The organism is Cryobacterium sp. Y62 (assembly GCF_002929785.1).
GTDB lineage: Bacteria > Actinomycetota > Actinomycetes > Actinomycetales > Microbacteriaceae > Cryobacterium.
Genome location: NZ_PJJK01000100.1, coordinates 1 through 17,108, shown reverse-complemented (window position 1 = coordinate 17,108; position 17,108 = coordinate 1). Strand labels below are relative to the sequence as shown.

At 61.4% G+C, this 17,108-nt stretch carries 17 protein-coding genes and 2 pseudogenes; 10 read left to right on the top strand and 9 right to left on the bottom strand.

Going from position 1 to position 17,108, the window contains the following annotated elements; translation table 11 throughout:
- Window positions 1-8: 8 nt before the first annotated feature.
- Entirely contained in the window at window positions 9-1,268 is a 1,260-nt protein-coding gene (locus tag CXY71_RS07790) for a beta-ketoacyl synthase (protein ID WP_104135080.1), read from the bottom strand.
- Complete coding sequence (locus tag CXY71_RS07785) at window positions 1,265-2,773, bottom strand: class I adenylate-forming enzyme family protein (RefSeq protein ID WP_104135079.1); 1,509 nt, start codon at window positions 2,771-2,773, stop codon at window positions 1,265-1,267. Before CXY71_RS07785 ends, CXY71_RS07790 begins: the two co-directional genes overlap by 4 nt.
- A gap of 461 nt (window positions 2,774-3,234) precedes the next feature.
- Here CXY71_RS07785 and CXY71_RS21040 point away from each other — a divergent pair.
- The 6 genes and pseudogenes from CXY71_RS21040 to CXY71_RS07760 form a co-directional block, all read left to right on the top strand.
- Window positions 3,235-3,437 (top strand): annotated as a pseudogene (locus CXY71_RS21040) (DNA-processing protein DprA); the annotation flags it as partial.
- Between the two features lie 169 nt (window positions 3,438-3,606).
- On the top strand, window positions 3,607-4,134 hold the full coding sequence (locus CXY71_RS20645) for a DUF3846 domain-containing protein (RefSeq protein WP_158253019.1): 528 nt from the start codon (window positions 3,607-3,609) through the stop codon (window positions 4,132-4,134).
- Window positions 4,135-4,366: 232 nt separating this feature from the next.
- Window positions 4,367-5,392, top strand: coding sequence for an L-threonine 3-dehydrogenase (tdh, locus tag CXY71_RS07775; protein WP_104135077.1), 1,026 nt, complete (start codon window positions 4,367-4,369; stop codon window positions 5,390-5,392).
- A 10-nt stretch (window positions 5,393-5,402) separates the two neighbouring features.
- The gene (locus CXY71_RS07770; RefSeq protein WP_104135076.1) at window positions 5,403-6,590 is read left to right on the top strand and encodes a glycine C-acetyltransferase; all 1,188 of its coding nucleotides are present in this window, start codon (window positions 5,403-5,405) and stop codon (window positions 6,588-6,590) included.
- A 27-nt stretch (window positions 6,591-6,617) separates the two neighbouring features.
- Complete coding sequence (locus tag CXY71_RS07765; protein ID WP_104135075.1) at window positions 6,618-7,580, top strand: pyridoxal-phosphate dependent enzyme; 963 nt, start codon at window positions 6,618-6,620, stop codon at window positions 7,578-7,580.
- A gap of 31 nt (window positions 7,581-7,611) precedes the next feature.
- A complete protein-coding gene (locus tag CXY71_RS07760; protein WP_233198118.1) occupies window positions 7,612-8,031 on the top strand; it encodes a putative sulfate exporter family transporter in 420 nt (139 codons plus the stop codon).
- A 281-nt stretch (window positions 8,032-8,312) separates the two neighbouring features.
- Here CXY71_RS07760 and CXY71_RS07755 read toward each other — a convergent pair whose 3' ends face one another.
- A complete protein-coding gene (locus tag CXY71_RS07755; protein ID WP_104135074.1) occupies window positions 8,313-9,671 on the bottom strand; it encodes a dicarboxylate/amino acid:cation symporter in 1,359 nt (452 codons plus the stop codon).
- Between the two features lie 306 nt (window positions 9,672-9,977).
- On the opposite strand from CXY71_RS07755, the pseudogene CXY71_RS22610 reads away from it, so the two are divergent.
- The 3 genes and pseudogenes from CXY71_RS22610 to CXY71_RS07745 all read left to right on the top strand — a co-directional run.
- Window positions 9,978-10,196: pseudogene (locus CXY71_RS22610) on the top strand (transposase); the annotation flags it as partial.
- A 115-nt stretch (window positions 10,197-10,311) separates the two neighbouring features.
- Window positions 10,312-10,518: a hypothetical protein gene (locus CXY71_RS21920; RefSeq protein ID WP_104135073.1), complete on the top strand. Its 207-nt coding sequence runs from the start codon at window positions 10,312-10,314 to the stop codon at window positions 10,516-10,518.
- Between the two features lie 6 nt (window positions 10,519-10,524).
- Window positions 10,525-10,929 (top strand): DDE-type integrase/transposase/recombinase, encoded by a 405-nt coding sequence (locus CXY71_RS07745; protein ID WP_104135072.1) that lies wholly within the window; start codon window positions 10,525-10,527, stop codon window positions 10,927-10,929.
- An 89-nt stretch (window positions 10,930-11,018) separates the two neighbouring features.
- On the opposite strand, the gene CXY71_RS07740 is transcribed toward CXY71_RS07745, so the two are convergent.
- Window positions 11,019-11,438 (bottom strand): hypothetical protein, encoded by a 420-nt coding sequence (locus CXY71_RS07740; RefSeq protein WP_104135071.1) that lies wholly within the window; start codon window positions 11,436-11,438, stop codon window positions 11,019-11,021.
- 189 nt (window positions 11,439-11,627) lie between these two features.
- On the opposite strand from CXY71_RS07740, the gene CXY71_RS07735 reads away from it, so the two are divergent.
- Complete coding sequence (locus CXY71_RS07735; RefSeq protein ID WP_104135070.1) at window positions 11,628-11,828, top strand: hypothetical protein; 201 nt, start codon at window positions 11,628-11,630, stop codon at window positions 11,826-11,828.
- An 800-nt stretch (window positions 11,829-12,628) separates the two neighbouring features.
- Here the strand turns inward: CXY71_RS07735 and ehuA are convergent.
- The 5 genes from ehuA to CXY71_RS07710 all read right to left on the bottom strand — a co-directional run bounded on the left by ehuA (window position 12,629) and on the right by CXY71_RS07710 (window position 16,481).
- Window positions 12,629-13,381, bottom strand: coding sequence for an ectoine/hydroxyectoine ABC transporter ATP-binding protein EhuA (gene ehuA / locus CXY71_RS07730; protein WP_104135110.1), 753 nt, complete (start codon window positions 13,379-13,381; stop codon window positions 12,629-12,631).
- 40 nt (window positions 13,382-13,421) lie between these two features.
- Window positions 13,422-14,066 (bottom strand): ectoine/hydroxyectoine ABC transporter permease subunit EhuD, encoded by a 645-nt coding sequence (ehuD, locus tag CXY71_RS07725; RefSeq protein WP_104135069.1) that lies wholly within the window; start codon window positions 14,064-14,066, stop codon window positions 13,422-13,424.
- Entirely contained in the window at window positions 14,063-14,818 is a 756-nt protein-coding gene (gene ehuC / locus CXY71_RS07720; RefSeq protein ID WP_104135068.1) for an ectoine/hydroxyectoine ABC transporter permease subunit EhuC, read from the bottom strand. The genes ehuD and ehuC overlap by 4 nt, the downstream gene beginning before the upstream one ends.
- A gap of 29 nt (window positions 14,819-14,847) precedes the next feature.
- The gene (locus tag CXY71_RS07715) at window positions 14,848-15,756 is read right to left on the bottom strand and encodes a transporter substrate-binding domain-containing protein (RefSeq protein WP_104135109.1); all 909 of its coding nucleotides are present in this window, start codon (window positions 15,754-15,756) and stop codon (window positions 14,848-14,850) included.
- A 173-nt stretch (window positions 15,757-15,929) separates the two neighbouring features.
- Window positions 15,930-16,481: a transposase gene (locus CXY71_RS07710; protein WP_158253017.1), complete on the bottom strand. Its 552-nt coding sequence runs from the start codon at window positions 16,479-16,481 to the stop codon at window positions 15,930-15,932.
- Window positions 16,482-17,108 lie beyond the last annotated feature (627 nt).

Sequence of the window (17,108 nt, the reverse complement as noted above, 5' to 3'; positions counted from 1 at the left end):
CTCCTTCGTCATCCATTGACGCGCCTGATCAGTACCGCGCCGTTGTGGCCGCCGAACCCGAACGAATTCGACAGCACCGTGTCAATACTCTGTCGGCGGGCTTCGCCCGCCACGATATCCCAGCCTGCGAACTCGAGGTCGTCGAGGTTGCGAGTGGGCGGTAATACCTCGTCACGCAACGACTGCACGGCGATGATCGCCTCCAGCACCCCCGACGCGCCGAGGAGGTGGCCCGTGCTGGACTTGGTCGCGCTGATCGGGATGCTGCGAGCTCGATCACCGAGCGCGGCATCCAGCGCGTTCAGTTCTGCGGCATCACCGGCCGGTGTTCCGGTGCCGTGTGCGTTGATGTGGTCGACGGCATCCGGCGTGACACCTGCGTCGGCAAGGCAGACACGCACAGCCTGCGCCGCTCCTCGACCTTGTGGATGCGGTGCGGTCGGGTGGTACGCATCGCTGGCCGCCCCGAAACCGGCCAGCTGGGCTAACACGGTAGCCCGGCGGGTGCGCGCGCCCTCCTCGGACTCGAGAAGGATGGCGGCTGCCCCGGCCGACATTACGAACCCGGAGCGTGCCCGATCGAAGGGGCGGGATGCAGCGGCGGGATCATGCTCGTACCCAGATGCCAGAGCGTGTATGTTCGCGTTCGATGCGAGATTTACCGGGTTTAGACAGTCCTCGACACCGACGACAAGGACTGCGTCGGCGTAGCCGTGGCGGATGCGACGCAGCGCCTCCCCGAGACCGATTGCGCCGCTCGCGCACGTCGCCGATACGCTCTGTGCCGGCCCGAATGCCTGATAGCGCTGGCTGAGTAAGGCCGCCGCCGCGTCCGGTGCACCGTAGATCGCGAGGGTCAGCGGCACGGCACGGGGGCCGCGCTCGTCGAGGGCGCGGGTGGCGTGCTGCATCGCGGTGACAGGTCCGGAGCCCGTGGCGGCGATCACCGCGAACCGGTCCGGGTCCCATGGCATCTCGCCGGCTCCGGGCGTCCAGCCTGCCTGCGCGAGTGCCTGGTCAGCGGCCGCGACGGCCCAGTGTTGGCTGCGGCTCAGCCGACGGGCCAGGCTGGGTGCGAGGACACTAGATACCTCGAACCCGTGCACCTGCCCGCCGATATGCACGGCCAGGTCGGCGAATTCGGGATCGTCAAGCGTCGTAATGGCGCTGCGTCCGTGGCGGACGGCATCCCACATCGTTGGCACATCCAAGCCGCTCGGGGTGATGGCCCCGAGTCCGGTGATGACCACGCGGCGCTGATCGTTCACAGCCGCACGGCCTCTCCCTGCGCGACGAGCTCAGCGGTGGCGGCGCGGCGAATCTTTCCGCCGACTGTACGCGGCAGCCGCTCGACCCAGTACCAACGGCGCGGTACGAATTGCGGTGCCAGGTTGTGCCGCGCGCGGGCGAGCAGCTGGCCCTTGTTTGGCGTTTCACCCTCGATGACGAGGGCGATGATAGCGCCCAGCCGCTCGTTAGGAAGCGCCACCGCGCAAATCGCGCCTATGCGCGGCATCCCCTCGAATGCGCGTTCCACCTCCGGTAGCGCCACCTTGTGTCCGCCGGTGACGGCGATATCTCCGGCGCGGCCCACCAGAACCAACGCACCGTCGACCAGCCGGCCGTGGTCATTTACAGTTGACCAGCCGTCGGAGCCTTTCAGCACGGTGTCCGTCGTACCGATGATATAGCCGTCGGAGCAAGCGGCGGCCCGGATCCACAGCGTGCCGGGCTCGCTGTCGGGCAGCTCGACGCCATCCGTGTCGCGAATACTCGCCTTGACACCATCGTAGATGTTGATAGTTGTGCCGTCACCGTCACGGCTGTCACCGATGAACCCAATCTCAGCTGCACCGTAATAGCTGATCAACCGCACATCGGGCAGCACGTCGGCCAGACCCGTACGAAGAACGGCGGGTAGATTCGCGCCGCCAGTGACGATCAGCTCGAGCGTGGTGAAGCGGGCGGGGTCACGACGGGCGGCATCCACCAGTGCTTGCACGACGGCAGGCACAGTAACGACGCGGGTGATCTTCTCGTCGGAAATGCGCGCGGCCATTTCCAGCGGATTGAACACGTCCGCCATGTGCGCGCTGCCTCCAGAGGCGAGGCACTCGATCAGCGCGTAGAGGGTGAGGCTGTACGACACTGGGCCGGGCGCGAGCGTTGCGACGCCGGGCCAAGGTTCCAGGTATGCACTGGAGATCGCGAAGTTCTCACGGTACTGGTGCCGCGTCTTCAGGAATCCCTTGGGGTTGCTCGTCGTGCCCGATGAGAACAAGAGGAGGAAAGGTTCGTTGCCGTGCCGCACCGTCGGTGCCGCCGCCGCCGTGGCAGATGCCTCGCGCTGCATGAAGTCCGCCAGCGGGTGGATCGTACCGGTCCAGCCGAGCGCGGCGAGGGCATCCGCAATGTCGGTAGCATCACTGATCACCACACCGATTCCCGTGGCAAGAATGACGCCGACCCTGTGCTCCAGCGGCCACCGTGGGTCGATAGTCGCCGACACAGCGCGGAACCCCGCGAGCCCCGCAATGATGCGTGCCGTATGGAACGCTGATGCGATACTCACGGCCGTGATCGGGATGCCGCCGGTTTCAACGGCAGGTGCCGGCGGCAGGTGCTGCCTCCGGTGAAGCCCATCCACGGCGGCGAACATGTACCGGGAATCCTCGACGAGTTGCGCATACGTCAGCCGAATATCAGCCGCAACGATCGCCAGCTGGTCCGGATGCTGCTCGGCGACTTCCAACACGGTCCGCGTAATCGGCACCCGCGACCTCCTTGCGCGACCTCGCCCTGGATCGATGCCCACCAGTCTAATCCCCACCTAATCCTCAATCGACCGGTCTGCGTGAGTTGTGACGACGTGGTGACCCGAGAGTTCTGCTCTGATGGTCAGGCTCGATCCGGCTCAGCGCAGGTGATTAAAGCAGATCGTCACCGACCTGCTCGAGCGCCTCGATACCGCGCTGGACCGCGCACAGCTCGGCGAGATCGAAGGAATTGAGATCAGCCTCAACACAGCCCAGGACACCAGCTCAGTCACGCCCTGTCCAACCTCGATGACACGCGCATCCGCACCAGCATCACGGCAGTGATCTCGGCTACGCAATATACATACGAGAACGCCGCGCACCGTCAAGCTGAGCATTGGGACTATCCCGACCTCAATCGTCGAGAATAACTCGGCGGGATACATTATTTTCGAGCAGGTCGGACTTCCTGGTCCGAAGATTCCGGATGCGAAAACGGTTGATCGCCGCCGGCAGTACGACGACGCTCGTGGTGAAGACGGAGTGGCGTTCTGGTTCGCTGAACGTCGCCGGTCACACGGCCGCGCTGGGAACCCGTTCGGCGCCGTCCCTGGCCAGGCCACCTCTCCCAGCAGTGCCGGGTGTCACCGCCTGATCAGAGAGTTCGGCGCACGCATCATCATTGAAGCGGCCGCCGCCGCACTCTAGCCGGCGAGGGGCGTCCCCTCGCGCTTCCCCACCAGAACACCAGCCACAGCCACCACAGCAGCAACATAGGGAACGGCGGCGCGGCCGCCCTCAGTCCTGCCAGGGCGGAGCCGTTGTGCGGCACTGTTCCTCTGCTGTTTTTTTGACCATTCCGGCCGGTCATCGTAGCTTCCTGCGCGGCTGCGTTCCCAGATTTTCAGACGCGGTCGCAGGCTCCCTTATTTCGTCTGAAATTCTGGGCACTTCACCGCTTCGGTCGCTTTCGATTTCTCTTTGCCGGAAGGCAAAAAAACAAGTTGTCCGAGGAGAAGAGAGAAATGCCATAACGTACGACTACACGAGAACACCTATCCGCGCAGACGCCGCCACTGCCCGGGCACGCGCCGACACGGCCCGCATCGTGGAGGCCCTGGACGTGAGCGTCGGGTGCAACAACTTCGACGTCGTCGGCCTCGAGGAGGACATCGACTTGTTCGTCGACGATGAAGGAGCCCTCAACGGGTCACGGCTGAACCTGCGCACGAGCATCATCGCCCAACTCGCAGTCAAACGGGGGCAAGGCCAGTTTTCGTGCCTCTTCCAAATGTGCGACGGGCAATCAAGTATCGCGGGCAGTCACTGGCCTCCCTCCCAGCAGAAATCGAACGGCGCCGCGAAGAGTGTTTTGTAACTACAGTACGAGAGGTACGGGTCTATCCGGGTGCCGAGTCACTGACGAGCGTGTCAAGTAGTGAACACCGCTTCGTGTGAAGGTTGGGTTGATTCGAACACACTCCAGCTCAGCTAGGCTGAAGGTCCTGCGATAGCTGCTGAAGAACACTCCTAATGACGCCTGACATTCTCCGGCCAAAGATGGTTTCATTAGCTCGGCCCCACGAGGGACGCACGAGAGGAAATCACCGATGAAAGCTCTCTACAAAGACGCGGCCGTAGCCGGCTTGCGCCTGGTTGAGAGACCAGAACCAACGCCGGGCCCCGGGGACGTCAAGATCCGCGTGCTGCGCACCGGTATCTGCGGGACCGACCTGCACATCGAGTCGTGGGATGCCTGGGCAGCCGGCGCCGTGAAGGCCCCGCTCATTCCGGGGCACGAGTTCTCCGGACGCGTGGTCGAGATCGGCGAAGACGTCGCCAGCGTCCGGGTGGGCGAGCTGGTGTCGGGCGAGGGCCACATAGTCTGCGGGCACTGCCGCAACTGCCGCGCCGGTCGCCGGCACCTCTGCATAAACACCTCCAGCGTCGGTGTGAACCGGGATGGCGCCTTCGCAGAATTCGTCGTAATTCCCGCGAGCAATGTGTGGCAGCATCCGGAAACCATCGATCCCGACCTGGCCGCAATATTCGACCCTCTTGGCAACGCGGTGCACACGACCCTCTCTTTTCCCCTCGTCGGCGAAGATGTTTTGATTACGGGAGCAGGCCCGATCGGCCTGATGGCCGCGAAAGTCGCGCGCCACATCGGCGCCAGGTTCATCGTCATCACCGATGTCAATGAAGCCCGCCTAGAACTCGCCAGGCGGATGGGGGTCGACCTCGCGGTGAACGTTGCGATAGACCGCGTCGCGTCAGCCCAGGGTGCGTTGGGCATGACGGAGGGCTTCGACATCGGGCTGGAGATGAGCGGGCATCCGACCGCCCTGCCAGAGATGCTCGAGAACCTCACCCACGGCGGACGGGTCGCAATGCTGGGCCTTCCCAGCGCACCGATTGGCATCGACTGGGCAAAAGTCGTCAGCCATATGATCACCATCAAGGGCATCTACGGACGCGAGATGTTCGAAACCTGGTACGCCATGAACGCCATGGTGCAAACCGGCCTTGACGTATCGGCCGTCATCACAGACCGTTTCCCCGCGAGCGACTGGGAGCAGGCCTTCGCCGTCGCCCGCGGCGGGGACAGCGGCAAAGTCGTCATCGACTGGACCTAAGGAGGAGAAGATGTACGGAACAGTTCGCGAGCAGCTCGCGCAGACACTTACCGAGATTCGCGCTGCCGGGCTATATAAAACGGAGCGCCAGCTAGAGTCTGCCCAGTCGTCGCATGTGCGGGCATCGGGCAAGCCGGTGCTCAATTTCTGCGCCAACAACTATCTCGGTCTCGCAAACCATCCCCGGTTGGTTGCCGCGGCGAAAACCGCACTCGATGAGTGGGGCTTCGGCATGGCGAGCGTGCGGTTCATCTGCGGCACGCAGAGCCAGCACGTCGAGTTGGAGAACCGGCTTTCCACGCTTCTTGGAACCGAGGCGACCATCCTGTTCCCGTCCTGCTTCGACGCCAACGGCGGCATCTTCGAAGTGCTGCTCGGCGCCGAGGATGCCGTCATCTCAGACGAACTGAATCACGCGTCGATTATTGACGGGGTGCGCCTGAGCAAGGCAACGCGCTACCGCTACAAGAACCGTGACATGGCCGACCTGGAAGCCCAGTTGCAGGCGGCATCCGGTGCCCGCCGCCGCCTGGTAGTCACGGACGGCGTCTTCTCCATGGACGGCTACCTCGCCCCGTTGGATGCGATCTGCGACCTGGCCGAGCAATACGACGCCCTCGTGATGGTGGACGATTCGCACGCGGTCGGTTTCGTCGGGCCAACCGGCGCCGGAACCCCGGAACTGTTCGGGGTCACCGACCGCGTTGACATCGTCTCCGGCACGCTCGGCAAGGCTTTGGGCGGCGCATCCGGTGGCTACATCAGTGCCCACCAGGAAATAGTAGACCTGCTCCGTCAGCGCGCCCGCCCGTACCTGTTCTCGAACGCCGTCGCGCCATCCGTCGTCGCCGGATCGATCGAAGCATTGAATCTGGTGGCCGAGGGCGCCGAGCTGCGGGTAACGCTGAAGCGCAACGCCGAACTGTTCCGTGAGCGGATGAGCGCGGCCGGCTTCATGCTGTTGCCTGGCGAGCATCCGATCATCCCGGTCATGTTCGCCGACGAGCACGAGGCCGCTGCGATGGCGGACGCCCTGCTTGAGTTGGGCGTCTACGTGATCGCGTTCTCCTACCCGGTGGTGCCGCTTGGCAAGGCGCGCATTCGTGTGCAGTTGTCTGCGGCGCACAGCAGCGACGACATCATCCGCTGCACCGATGCCTTCGCCAGTGCCAGGGAAGCCCTCTCTGCGAAGTCGTAAGCTTCGGCAGAACCGTAAGCTTAAAGCATGTTAACCCTCGATTCGGTGCGGGATGCCGTACGACAAATTTCCGGAATCGCTCATGTCACGCCCGTGCTGACATCCAGAACACTGGACGACTTGTGCGAAGCGCGGGTCTTTCTCAAAGCCGAGAATTTCCAGCGCATCGGTGCCTTCAAGTTCCGCGGGGCGTACAACGTGATCTCCCGCCTCGGCGCGGACGAACTGAACCGTGGAGTCACAGCCTGGTCATCTGGTAACCACGCGCAGGCTGTTGCGCTTTCCGCCGCGATGGCCGGATCGACCGCGACCATTGTGATGCCGGCCGATGCGCCGGAGTCCAAGGTCGCTGCCACGCGCGGCTACGGCGCCGAGGTGCAGTTCTACGACCGCTTCACCGGCGACCGGGAAGCGATGGGCAATACCCTCGCCGCGGAACGCGGGCTCACCATCATCCCCCCTTATGAGCATTACGGAATCATGGCCGGGCAAGGAACGGCGGCCCTCGAGCTCCTGGAGGAGATCGGACAGCTCGACGAACTGCGCGTTCCCATCGGCGGTGGCGGCCTCATGGCGGGCAGTGCGACGGCGGCGAAAGGCCTCTTCCCTGGCATCCGGATGGTCGGGGTCGAGCCAGAGGCTGGTGACGACACCCGGCGATCCATCGCTGCCGGCGAGCGTGTGCAGATCGCCGTGCCTGACACGATCGCCGACGGCCAGGGGGCCGAGATTCCCGGGGAGCTGACCTTCGGCGTGAACCGCCGGCTCGTGGACGCCGTCGACCTGGTCACCGACGACCAGATCATCGAAGCAATGGCATTCGCCTTCGACCGATTGAAGATCGTGCTCGAGCCGTCCGGGGCGACCGCGCTCGCCTCAGTGATGTTCCGCGAGCACCGCGCGCCGAACCAGCGCATCGGCGTCATCCTGTCCGGCGGCAACGTTGGCCTGCAACGATTCCGCGAGCTCATGGTGCCCGCCAAAGCATGACCTCCTTCGCGCGATCCCCAGGCCCCGTGCTGTGATCCGAAGTCACCCATGGCTGCCGGGCGTCGCGGTGTCCGGCGCCGCCGCACTTGCGGCCTGGGGAGTTTACGCCGTACTGCCCGCCGTTCCCCTGCTCACCGCTGCGGTCGCTTTGGGCATCATCGTCGCCCAGCTACCAGCCGCGCAGGCGCCGCTCTCCGGATTTCTCGCGCCAGGGCTCTCTGTCGCGGCGAAGCGTTTCATGCGCCTCGGGATCGTGCTGCTTGGCCTGAAACTCAGCCTCGTCGATATCGCCGGTCTCGGCTGGGTCACCATCGCCTCGGTCGCGGCCGTCGTGCTCTTCACCTTCGGCAGCACGTTCTGGCTCGGGCGCCTGTTCCGCCTGCCCGGCCACCAGCCACTGCTGATCACCACCGGTTTTGCCATTTGTGCGCATCCGCCATCGGAGCCATGAGCGGGGTCGTGAAGGCCAAGGACAAGGACACACTGCTACGCCGGTCGCGCTGCTAACCCTCTGCGGCACACTGGCTATCGCGATGCTGCCGTACCCTGCGCGGTACTCAGCCATGAGCACGTACGGCGCAAACTTCGCCCGGCTCGGCGTCCGTGCGATCGACACCACTATCGATTCGGCAGGCCAATGACCCGTCCGGGCATTGCCGATCCCTATCGGCGATGCCCGGAACTGTATTTGAGGACCTTGGTGACATTCCGGCAACCGGCCGTGGAGAGGGGCTACCGGGCCGGGGCGTGCGAGGGGGTCTCGCGGCCTTCTCCCACTTCCACTTTCGCGTCTGCCGGATCCTGCGCCTGGGCGCCCAGGTTGCCCCTGGTGAGCTTGTTCATGATCATCGCGATCGCACCATCGCCCGTCACGTTCGTGGCAGTGCCGAAGCTGTCCAGAGCGATGTATGCCGCGAACATGAGCCCCACCTCGGCCTCGCCGAACCCCAGCATCTGCGTGAGCAGGCCGGCGGCCGCGGCGATCGCCCCGCCGGGAACGCCAGGGGCGGCGATCATCATGACGCCCAGCATCAGGATGAACGGCAGGTAGGCACCGAAGCTGCTTTCACCGCCCGTGAGCAGCAGCACCGCGAACGAGAAGCAGGTGATCTTCACCATCGACCCCGAAAGGTGGATCGTGGCACACAGTGGCACGACAAAGCCCGCAATCGAGTCGGAGACGCCGTTCTTCTTCGTCGAGGCAAGCGTTACCGGAATCGTGGCAGCCGACGACGAGGTGCCCAGCGCCGTGAAGTAGGCATCGCGCATGTTCCACAGTGCCTTCAACGGGTTCACGCCGGCCATCCCTCCGGCCACCGAGTACTGCGCGAGCAGGACCACGAACGTCAGCCCGAAGGAGACCAGAGCCACGAGCAGGAACTTCGTGACGACGGTCACCGCGGAGCCGCTGGCGGAAAGATCCATGAAGATCCCGAAGATGAACAGCGGCAATGCGGGAACGATCATGCGCCGGATCACGATCTCGATGATCGTGCGGAACTCCACGGCTGCGCGAAAGAGCACCTTGCTGTGGAGCGCGGCCAGGCAGATACCGAGGATGAAGGCGAGCACCAGCGCGCTCATGACACCGATGACAGGTGGGAGAACGATCTCGGTCGCCGAGTCGCCGGCGGTGGCCACCACCGTGAGGTAGGGGCTGAAACCCGATTCGGAATCATCGCCGATCACATCGAGGCCGGCTCCTGCCAGCGACGGAGTGAACAGCCAACGGCTCACGAAGTAGGCGAGCATTCCCGCCAGGATCGTGGAGCCGTACGCGATCATGGCCGTGATCCCGAGCCATTTCCCGGCGCCCTTGCCGAGTTCGGCGATCGCGGGCATCACGAGCCCCAGGATGATCAAAGGCACGATGAAACCCAGGAATCCGGAGAAGATCGAGTTGTACGTCATGAATGCCCCGCCAAGCCAGGCAGGCATTACGGGGCCGGTCAGGATACCGAGGACGATGGCCAGGATAATCCAGCCGAGCAGGGGGAATGATTTGAACGACTTGACGATGGTCCTCCGGTCAACTGAGGTGCAGTACACGGGAATGTGAGCACGTTTGTGACGCAGGGTAGGCCCCGCCATGATACACGATGCGTGCCGGAACACCCAATCCGGCGCAACCGCCCGGGCGTCGACGGATGATTGCCTACCCAGACAAGGACGGCATGGGCGAGCCGGCCGGCGGCGACTAGTGTTCCGTGTTAATTATTTGTTTCCGTTTCATCTTGCCCAGCAGATGCTCCGCTGATTTGGTTCAGGTGAACGGCTTGGCGTCCTTGTTATAGTTCTCGATGTAGCGTTCCATCGCGTCTTGGAGGTCGGCGACCGATGAGAAGGTGAACCGTCCCTGATTTCCTGCCGTTTTCTTTCTGGTGAAAGGATTCGGATATGCCCAAGAAACACCCAACAGAGGTTCGCGAACGAGCGGTCCGTATGACTCTTGATCGTGTGAAGGATTACCCGTCAATGTGGGCCGCGTGCCGCGACCTGGCACCCAAGCTCAACATCGGTGCGGAGACGCTCCGAAAGTGGGTCACCCAGGCGCAGGCCGACGCCGGCGAACGCACCGGGCCCACGAGCGAGGAGCTCGAGGAGATCAAACGCCTCAAGCGCGAAAACCGGGACTTGCGGGAAACGAATGACATCCTCAAAGCAGCGGCGTCTTTCTTGAGCTCAGGGAGCTCAACCCTCGCAACCGTCCATAGTCGCTTTCATCGTCCAGATGAAGGCGAACGGCCATGGAGTCGAGTTGCCGTGCGGCGTCCTGCGCGAGCAGGGCGTCACGGTCACTTCACGGTCATTTCGGGCATGGAAGACTCGCGCCGCCGCGGCGCGACTTCAGAGCGACGCGGCACTCGTCGACCGGCTGAAAGCCTTGAAAGTGCGAGATGTGCACGGGCGCCAGCAGCCCGAGATTCTCTACGGGTGACGGAAGATGACGGCGTGGCTTCGCCGAGGCGAGTTCACTGACGTCTCCAAGCACACGGTCGACCGTTTGATGCGCCTCGAGGGCATGAACGGCCTCGTGCGAGGCCGGAAGCCCCGGGCGTCGGCCTCGACCGGCAAGGACTCACCTCGAGCCCCTGACCTGCTCAAGCGCAACTTCAGTGCACCCCGGCCGAACCACAGCTGGGTAACGGATTTCACGTACGTGCCGACGTGGGGCGGCTTCGTCTACGTGGCATTCGCGATCGACTTGTACTCTCGTGCGATCGTGGGCTGGCATGCGTCAACGGTCAAAGACACACCGTTCGTTGAGGTCTGTTTGAATATGGCGCTCTGGCGTCGCGACCATGCCGGCCACGCCGTACGGCCCGGTTTGATACATCACAGCGATTAAGCCGAGGAAAACGCTAAGCCGAGAAATCGTGCCGCTGCCCTTGCTCGCCGAGAACCAGCCGTCATTCTTCGGCTTAGCGTTTCCGTTGATTACGCGAGGGTGTAGAGCATTTCAAGCTTTTCTTCGGTGAGCCATTCAATGTCGGACTGGCTGCTACCGGGCGTCGCGGCGTTCATTGCTTCTAATCTGCCGTAATCGAAACGACGCTGAGCACTGAACCTGCCCGTCCTCGCACTCATCATCATCATCATCATCATCATCATCATCATCATCATCATCATCATCATCATCATCATCATCATCATCATCATCATCATCATCATCATCATCATCATCATCGATGCGAATTCTGCGCCGAAGCCGAGTGTGTAGACGCCACCCTGCTCCTGCGCCAGGACTGCCAAAACCCGAATCGACTTACGATACTGACCAATCGTCGATTCCTTGTAGCCGGCCACTTCCAGCGCGTCGACGACCGCCATACCAATCTCTTCAACCATTGTTTCCATTGCATTTTCTCTTTACTGGGCATCCGGATACAACGACGGTAACGCCAACACCGCCAGACACTAACCCGAGAAAGAAGAGCAATTCCCAGCAGACGATGGGCAGCGGCACGATTTTTCGGTTTAGCGTTTTCCTCGGCCTAATCATTGTTAAGCCGAATTCGGCTTAACAATGATGCCGGCTCGCAATACATGTCGATCAAGTTCACCGAGACTGTCGCACTCGAGAGCTTGGGCGCATCGATTGGAACGGTGCGTGACGCGTATGACAATGCGGCCGCTGAGACCGTGATGGGCCTCTACAAAAACGAGGCCGCCGCGAAGAACTCACCCTTCATCACCGGGCCGTTACAGACCCTCGCCGACGTCGAAAAACTCATCTTCGACTGGTAGAACAATCGGCGGCTTCACAGCGCCTTGGGGAACCTGCCGCCGGCTGAATATGAGCTCAACTATTGCGCTGGAACAAACGGCCCGATGAATATCGAAGCCGCCAACGAAACGGCGGCATGAAACCTGAGACGGTGCATCATCAAAACTATCTCCGACCCGCCCAAACATCTAACACTGGCCGATTTGACACCGTAGGGGCATCAACGCAATGGCTGAGAGCTTCTTCGCGATACTGAAGACCGAGTTCTACTACCGCCGACTGTGGCCCACCCGCGACCGCGCCACCGCGAAGTCGGAGCCTGGTTCGAGGACCTATACTACTGTCGGCGCCGGCACTCCTCGATCGGACAGGTCAGCCCAGTCGACTTCGAACTGCAACACTCGTCACAGACCGCGGAAGTTCAACTCGCCGCTTACCCCGTGTCCACTACCCAGGGGCGATACCACACCAGCTGTTCATTCTCGATGGGTTTGTCGGCTGGTTTGTTGATCCATGCTGTGTCGGGAATGGACAATATCTTCGGTGCCTGGGTCGTGCCAGCTGCTTGCTGGTTAGCGGCGTCGGAGCATGGCGACGATTCTGGGGAACGCGGTCGAGAGCCATGTCACACGGAGAGATGACACCGATGCCCCGCTGGCTCAGCGGCCCCTCGGTCGGCAGCCAGTTTCCCGGGGCCACGGCCGGTGACAACGACATCACAATGGGCAGTCGGTAGATCTGCTCGGCGGCAGCGCTCGTGTTCTCCAGAGTCACCCGGGTCTATGTTTGGGTACGGTCTGCAGAAAAACGCGAAGGTTTATTACAAGACAGCTTTGAGGAAATCCTGCGTGCGCTTTTCTCTGGGGTTAGTGAAGATGGCTTCTGGTTCGTCCTCTTCCACGATGCGGCCGCCATCAAACATCAGTACCCGGTTGGAGACATCGCGGGCGAACTGCATTTCGTGCGTCACGATGAGCATCGTGATGTCCGTGCTGAGAGCGATGTCGCGCAAAATTGCCAGAACTTCCGCAACGATCTCCGGGTCGAGCGACGAAGTCACCTCATCGAGCAACAAGATTTTCGGCTCCATGGCGAGGGCGCGGGCTATCGCGACCCGCTGTTGCTGACCTCCGGAAAGCTGGGAGGGGTGCGCATCCGCTTTCCCCTCCAGTCCGACCTGAGCCAACAACTCTGTTGCACGCATATTTGCAACATCCTTGGACTGCCCCAGAACATGCTGCGGCGCTTCCGTGATGTTTTCTCGCACTGTCATATTGGGAAACAGGTTGAACTGTTGAAAGACCATTCCGATCTTGGTACGCATCCGACGCTTGTATTTTTCGGACGCCGCCACGAGCCGCTTGCCCTTGCGCTCATGAGTGAATGGTTCACCATCGATGGAGATCAAGCCGCCATTAGCCTCTTCGAGAGTCATGAGTAAGCGCAAAATAGTGGTCTTGCCTGACCCACTCGGTCCGATCAGGGTCACTCGATCGCCGCGTGCCACCGAAAAGTCGAGTCCATCCAGCACCGTGTTCAGTCCGAACTTCTTAACGACCCCCTCAAACTGGATCCGAGGAGGTTCGGGAACTGCGGTGGTGCGTGCGGCGCTTTTAGTAGGCAAGTCTGGTCTCCAGTTTCCGAATAAGCAGTGATGTCGGGTAGCTAGCGATCAAGAAGATCAACCCAGCCAAGGTAATCGCTTCGATGTATTGAAAATGCTGGGCGCCGAATTGCTGCGCCGCGGTGACCATCTCGACGACGCTGATGGCGAAGAGGAATGGTGTTTCCTTGAACATTGATACCGCATAGTTGCCCAGCGCCGGCAGGGTACTGCGAATAGCCTGCGGCAGGATCACCGCTCGCCAGGTGCGGACGGGACCCATCGAGAGAGCTCGGGTGGCCTCCCATTGTCCCGGTGCAACACCATCGATGCCCGCACGATATACCTCTGACATATAGGTCGCGTAGTGGATGCCGATGACGGTGATGCCGATCTGTAGCGGCGAGATGCTGGTGAACAGATAGTAGGCAAACACCAACTGCACCACGAGCGGCGTCTGACGGATAAACTCGTTCATTGCCCCAACGGGCCAACGAATGATGCGAAATTGTGAGCGACGTGAAATAGCGATAGCGAGCCCGAGAATTGCTGCCACGACCATACCCAGAGCCGTGGCTAGCAGAGTGATTTGAAAACCCTCAAGCAGCACAGGCACGGCTTGGAACGCGCGGTCCCAGCTCCAGAGATCGGTCACGAGATCACCCCGGTCATTCGTGAACGCGGCGTCTGGTCGATCTGCGATCTGGCTTTCGGCGGCTTCAGGCCCATCACCTCACGCAGGGTCGGCCCGGCAGCGATGCGGTTTTTTGCCCGAACCTCGACGGCATTCATCCCGAGGGTGAGGAGGTAGGCGATAACGAAGTAGATGACCAGGCCGATCCCGTAGGCGAACAGCGTGTCTCCTGTCGAACGACGCAACTCATTGATGAAGAAGTTCAGATCGTGCAGCAGAATAAACGTCGCCAGCGCCGTTCCCTTCAACAGCTGAATTAGCAGATTCGTAAACGGGGGAACCATCTGAGCCCAGGCCTGCGGAAAAATGACCCGTCGCATCCGTTGCCACGATGTGAAGTTGAGTGCCCGGCTCGCTTCGAATTGGCCGATTGACACCGCGCTGATTCCGCCGCGCACGACTTCTGCCCCGTAGGCACCGTAGTTCAGTGCGAGCGCCAGAATGCCGCAAAATAGCGAATCCAGACGAATTCCCAGCAGCGGGAGCACGTAGAACAGCCAGAAGAGCTGCACCAGGAGCGAGGTACCTCGGAAGAATTCAATCACGATCCGTGTCGCTCCGCGCACCAGCAGCAACCGGCTACGAGTGGCCAGACCAAGCGCCAGGGCGATCAGGAACGCGAACACTGCGCCGCCGAGGGTTAGCTCAAGGGTCACTAGAATTCCCCTACCGATCCCCGGCAGCGCTGCAATGAACGCATCGACGTTGTTCACGGCGACCTCGTCGGTGGTTTCTGGAAGGCCTAGGCCGTTTCACAGAGATCGGCAGTGCTCATGTCAGGGTCAGGCATTTCTCCGGCGGTGAAGCCGAACTCACCCATGATCGCGACGTAGGCAGCTTCGTCGGACGTGATCTTCTTCAACTCGGTGTTGTACGCGGCGACCAGTTCATCGTCACCGGTCAGGAACACGGTTCCGCCGGCTCCAACCTGATCGACACCGTCAATCACGGCGACGAACGACGGAGTCACCTCAACGGGAACGTCCGGGTTATTGTTCTTCATCCAGTTCAACGAGATTCCGGTGAGGGCGAGCACGTCGGCTCGACCGTTCACCACTGCGTCCATGCCGTCTTGAGGTGTGGCGACATTGCTCGCCTCGATGTCGAGCTTTTCGGCGTATCCGGCCTCAACGGACCCAGTAAGGGTGGCCATGCGCGCCCCTGAGTCCTTAATCGAAGCCATGTCGCTCAGGCCCAACGGGTTGCCGTCGGTGACCATGAAGGCCGTCGTATAGTTGAACTCCGGCTCGCTGAACTGGGCCTGTTCACATCGCTCGGGCAAAATCGACATGCCAGCACTGACGACGTCGAACCGGCCAGCCTGCAGGCCAGGAATCAGTGCGCCGAACTCAGTATTAACCCCCTCAACGGTTTCAATGCCGAGGTTTCCGAAAATTTCTTTGTGCAGGGCCACGATTGCCCCGGTGAGCTGGTCGCCGTCTTGAAAGCTATAGGGTGCTTCACCGGCAAATCCAACCGTGATCGTGCCCTTGTCCTGGAGTTGTTCAAGCGTCGATGCGGATGCGTCAGCCGGTGCGCCGTCCGTCTCTCCGCCAGCGGTGGTCGCCGTACAACCGGCGAGAAGTCCGACCATCAGGATCGCGACTCCGGCACTACCAAACGTAGTACGTCGTGAAATATTTCCAACCATGATTGCTCCGTTCCCCGGCGACATCGCCGGACGGGTTTGCAGAGATTCATTCAATCTCCGTGCTGTGCTGTGCATCAAATCGTTAAAGTGAGTTATCCATTTGTTTAAATTATTGCGGCCACGCCCCGCCGGGTGGTGTAACTCAACGTCACCGTGCGGGTCAGCTAATTTGACTATGCCTCAATGAGCTCGGGTACGGGAATCACCTCCTTCATGGCCCTGATGTCGAGACCGGAAAGAGCGGTGTTGAATGCCTCTAGTTGGCGCATGCAGTCCTCGGAGAGGTAGCGGCGGGCCCCGGCTTCCCAGTCGTCGTGTCGCTCGACGGGGACGGCTCCTGCGAGACAGAGCAGGGCCGGAGAGCTGGGGAACACACCGCCGACGTCGGTGCGGCATGTGATCTCTTTATTGAGTCGTTCACTACTTATCTTTAGCTCCCGTCCTAAGCGCGCCTCGTGGAGCATTTCGGCGACTTTCGGGTGTGCGCGCTCGAGCATCCAGGTGACCTCGTCGAACTGGGCCTGAGCGTACTTCGCGTCGGCCTGGGCGAAGATGGTGCAGATGACGGCAGAGAGTCGTTTGGCGATCTCGTGCGGCCAACGACCGAAGGTTTTGTAGAGGTGATCGGCTGTGACGACGATCTCGCTCGGCGCCTCGACGGTGAAGGCCACGGCACGCATGGCAAAGACGGGTGATGAAGAAGTGTTGGTAGTAATATCGCTCACGGGTTCCCGATCTACGCCGAAAAAGCCACTCATGCGGCCACCCTGTCGCGTCATCGCTCTTGTGGAACGGGCAGGCCTCGACCGTCTATGCGCCAAACCGCGGTGGGTTGGAGCAATCATGAGATCGCATCCGTCAGGGCCTCCAGACGTAAACGGCCACCCATCAGACAGGGGTGCCACAAGTACGCGTCCTTGATGAAGTTTTGAAATGTCACTAACGACGATAGCACAGCTCGTTTTCGGACCACGGGAAAGGGTGAGTAACGCCCAGCACCGTCGGGATTAATCTCCCCGACGAAACCGTCACAAACACATGTCCTGCGTCAGGAGTCCTTTGGCGAAGTCGGATCAGGAATTCACGGGCTGAGTGCCTTAAGTTCTTCCATTTCCTCATTCAACATTTAACAAATGAACTTACGGCGCAGGACACTACTAGCTGCTGTTCAGTAACGCCGTGGGGTGTGTCTTGGCTGTGTATGGGTTCTTGCGGTGATTGCAACACTTATTGGATGAGTCTTGTCAGGGCGGAGTATTCAATTTTCTTGAGGCCGGATCTTTTGCAGTTGTTTTGGGCGCGCATGCAGGCAGACGCCGCACAGTATCAACGGGACGTGACAGCGATAACCT